4 protein-coding genes, 1 tRNA gene and 1 pseudogene are annotated in these 3,015 nt (G+C 69.4%); all 6 read left to right on the top strand.

Annotation, left to right across the window (positions count from 1 at the left end; genetic code table 11):
• Window positions 1–565: pseudogene (locus tag VLI41_RS02550) on the top strand (phosphonate-binding protein); the annotation flags it as partial.
• Window positions 562–870 carry an RNA-binding S4 domain-containing protein gene (locus tag VLI41_RS02545; RefSeq protein WP_325266487.1) on the top strand — a complete coding sequence of 103 codons (309 nt, stop codon included), beginning with the start codon at window positions 562–564 and terminating at the stop codon, window positions 868–870. The pseudogene VLI41_RS02550 and the gene VLI41_RS02545, both read left to right, overlap by 4 nt.
• Before the next feature lie 65 nt (window positions 871–935).
• Window positions 936–1,277 (top strand): ferredoxin FdxA, encoded by a 342-nt coding sequence (gene fdxA, locus VLI41_RS02540; protein ID WP_325266486.1) that lies wholly within the window; start codon window positions 936–938, stop codon window positions 1,275–1,277.
• 298 nt (window positions 1,278–1,575) lie between these two features.
• Window positions 1,576–2,091, top strand: a complete 516-nt coding sequence (locus VLI41_RS02535) for a CarD family transcriptional regulator (RefSeq protein ID WP_325266485.1) — start codon at window positions 1,576–1,578, stop codon at window positions 2,089–2,091.
• 102 nt (window positions 2,092–2,193) lie between these two features.
• A tRNA-Arg gene (locus tag VLI41_RS02530) sits at window positions 2,194–2,270 on the top strand.
• Between the two features lie 289 nt (window positions 2,271–2,559).
• Window positions 2,560–3,015: family 16 glycosylhydrolase (locus VLI41_RS02525; protein WP_325266484.1), on the top strand; the 456-nt coding region annotated here is incomplete at its 3' end.

The raw sequence follows: 3,015 nt of genomic DNA, 5'->3' as shown, positions 1-3,015 counted from the left end.
GGCGCTGAGCCAGGTGGAGCGGCGGGCGCTGCGGGCGCTCGGCGTTCGGATCGGCGCGTTTTCCTTGCACATGCCCGGTCTCCTGAAGCCGCAGGCGCGCGGGCTCGCCCAGGCGCTCGCGGCGCGCGAGGCGCGCGACTGGCGCCCGCCCGCCGACCGGCCGAGCCCGTCGCCGCCCGGCGCGACCGCCCGCGCGCTCGCCGCGCATGGCCTGATGGCGGTGGGCGGCCTCGCTGTCCCGGTGCTGCAGCTGGAGCGTCTGGACGAACTGCTCCGGGCCGCGCCCAAGGCAGCCGGCGGGACGGTGCTCTCCGAGCAGGCCCGCGAGGAGCTGGGCTGGAGCGAGGCCGAGGCCAGGACGATCCTGCGCGGGCTGGGCTTCGCCCCCGCAGGCCGGCCCGGGCCGGGCGAACCTCTGGCCTGGCGTCGCCGCGGCGAGCCGCAGCCGGCCAAGCCCGCGGGGCCGGCGCCGCATTCCCCCTTCGCCGCCCTCGCCGCCCTGCAGCGGCCCGAGCCGCCTCGCCGGCCGCGGCGGCGGCGACGCCCCAAGGCCGCCCGGGCATGACCGAAGAGGCGGCCCGCGTGGACGTCTGGCTGTGGCGCGCGCGGTTCTTCAAGACCCGCTCGCTCGCCGCACGCTTCGTGGAGGACGGCCGCGTGCGGCTGACCCGCGCCGGCCATGAGATGCGGGTCGAGAAGGCCTCCCGCCCGGTGAAGGTGGGCGATCACCTGGTGTTCGCGATCGGCGGCCGGCTGGTCGCCGTCACCGTCGAGGCGCTGGGCCAGCGCCGCGGGCCGCCGGCCGAGGCGCGCGGTCTCTATTCCGCCTTGCAGGAATCCTCGCAGGCCCCGGCCGGCCCGCCGCATTGACATTCGCAGCCGCGGCCCCGAAAACCCGCCCGCCATCGGGGGCGAGCCGGAGTACTTCGCACGCAATGACCTACATCGTGATGGATCCCTGCATCAAATGTAAGTTCATGGACTGCGTCGAGGTGTGCCCGGTCGACTGCTTCTACGAGGGCGAGAATTTCCTGGCCATCAATCCGGACGAATGCATCGACTGCGGCGTCTGCGAGCCGGAATGCCCGGTCGACGCGATCAAGCCCGACACCGAGGACGAGCCCGACGGCAAGTGGCTGCGGGTCAACACGGAGTACGCGAAGATCTGGCCGAACATCACGGTGAAGGGCGAGCCGCCGCCGGACGCCGAAGACTTCGAGCGCGAGACCGGCAAGTTCGAGAAATACTTCTCCGAAAAGCCCGGTCGCGGGTCCTGACCGCCCGCCTCGCCGCGCCGGCCGAGCGCGGCCATTCGAGCAACCCTTTCATTCGGCTGAATTTTGTGCTATGCACACCGTCGACGTGGCGATTGGGCGTAAGGCCCTGCTCGTCTTCCAGAACAGCGCCGTCCGGGCGCGCCATGCCTGGACGCGGCGAAGGGTATTTTTAGAGGTCCGCATCCGTTCCAATTGATGATGTCGCCCGCGTCGTTTGCGGGGCGCATGGCTTCATCCCGGGCGGATGCTCGCGCGAGCGGACCTCGCGACGGTGCGGACTTGGATTGAGAGGTTGCGGATGAGCAAGAACGGTCACGATTTCTCGGTGGGCGATCACGTCGTCTACCCGGCCCACGGCGTGGGCCAGGTGCAGGGGATCGAAACCCAGGAAGTCGCCGGTCTGCGACTCGAGGTCTACGTCATCACCTTCGACCACGAGAAGATGACGCTGCGCGTGCCGACCGCCAAGGCGCGCACCGCCGGCCTGCGGCCGCTCGCCGAGGGCAATGTGGTCTCCAAGGCGCTGTCGACGCTGAAAGGCCGTGCGCGGGTGAAGCGCACCATGTGGTCGAGGCGCGCGCAGGAATACGAAGCCAAGATCAACTCCGGCGACCTGATCTCGATCGCCGAGGTGGTGCGCGACCTGCACCGGGCGGAGAACCAGCCGGAGCAGTCCTACTCCGAGCGCCAGCTCTATGAATCGGCGCTGGACCGCATGGCCCGCGAGGTGGCGGCCATCGAGCGGATCGACCGCGAGGCGGCGATCAGCCTGCTGAACAAGTCGCTGGTGAAGACGGCCGCCGCGGCCGCCTGATCTTCGATCCCGAGACGAACAGCTGCAAAACGCCCGGCCCCACCGCCGGGCGTTTTCGTCGGTTGGCGTGCGCGGCTTGCAAGGCTATCACCCAGCCCGCGCGGCCCGGTAGCTCAGCCGGATAGAGCAGGGCTTTCCTAAAGCCAAGGTCGGGGGTTCGAGTCCCTCCCGGGCCGCCACGTTCGGGCCTCCCGATTCAGGCCTGCCCCCCGGTGCGGGGCCGCGCTGTCAGCCCGCGTCATTTCGTGGCGATCCGCCCGCCAGCGTCACCGGTGCGGCCATCTGTCCCTTGAGATTGGCCGAACAAACCGGTCATCCATTAGCCCCATCGAGCATCGTCGGGGGCCCGAAATGGCAACGCTTACGTTTGACCAGAATTTTGACACATTCTCACCATGGAACGCACAATATTCGCCCGGCGGCGTTTGGCGGCAAGACTATGGGTATGGCGGCCTAGATAATTACAAGTTGGGCTCAGAGGCTCAGATCTACACGAGTCCGTACTTCGACGGCCATTCGGGCGACTTCAACGACGGCAACTACCAGCTGAGCAACGGCGTGCTCTCGCTGGTCGCCCACCAGACCTCGAACCCCGAGGTCCTGGCGATGGGCTCCGACTACAGCTCAGGCATGATCACCACCCGCGGCCTGGAGCCGTGGCTCGGCGGGCCGACCAGCCAGTTCTCCCAGGAGTACGGCTACTTCGAGATGCGCGCCGACCTGGCCGACGACCCGGGGGCGTGGAACGCCTTCTGGCTGCTGCCGGCCGGCGGCACCAGCTCGGGCTGGAACTACGCCGAGACCGACATCGTCGAGATGGTCGGCAAGGAGAACGGCGCCGTGTGGCAGGCCACCCACGGGGCCACCGAGAGCGGCTCCTATGCCAGCGTCAACGTGGCCGGCGCCGGCTTCCACACCTTCGGC

The organism is Phenylobacterium sp. (genome assembly GCF_035475775.1).
Taxonomy (GTDB): domain Bacteria; phylum Pseudomonadota; class Alphaproteobacteria; order Caulobacterales; family Caulobacteraceae; genus Phenylobacterium.
Note: the sequence above shows the minus strand (reverse complement) of the source record. Positions and strands in the feature narration are given on the sequence as shown.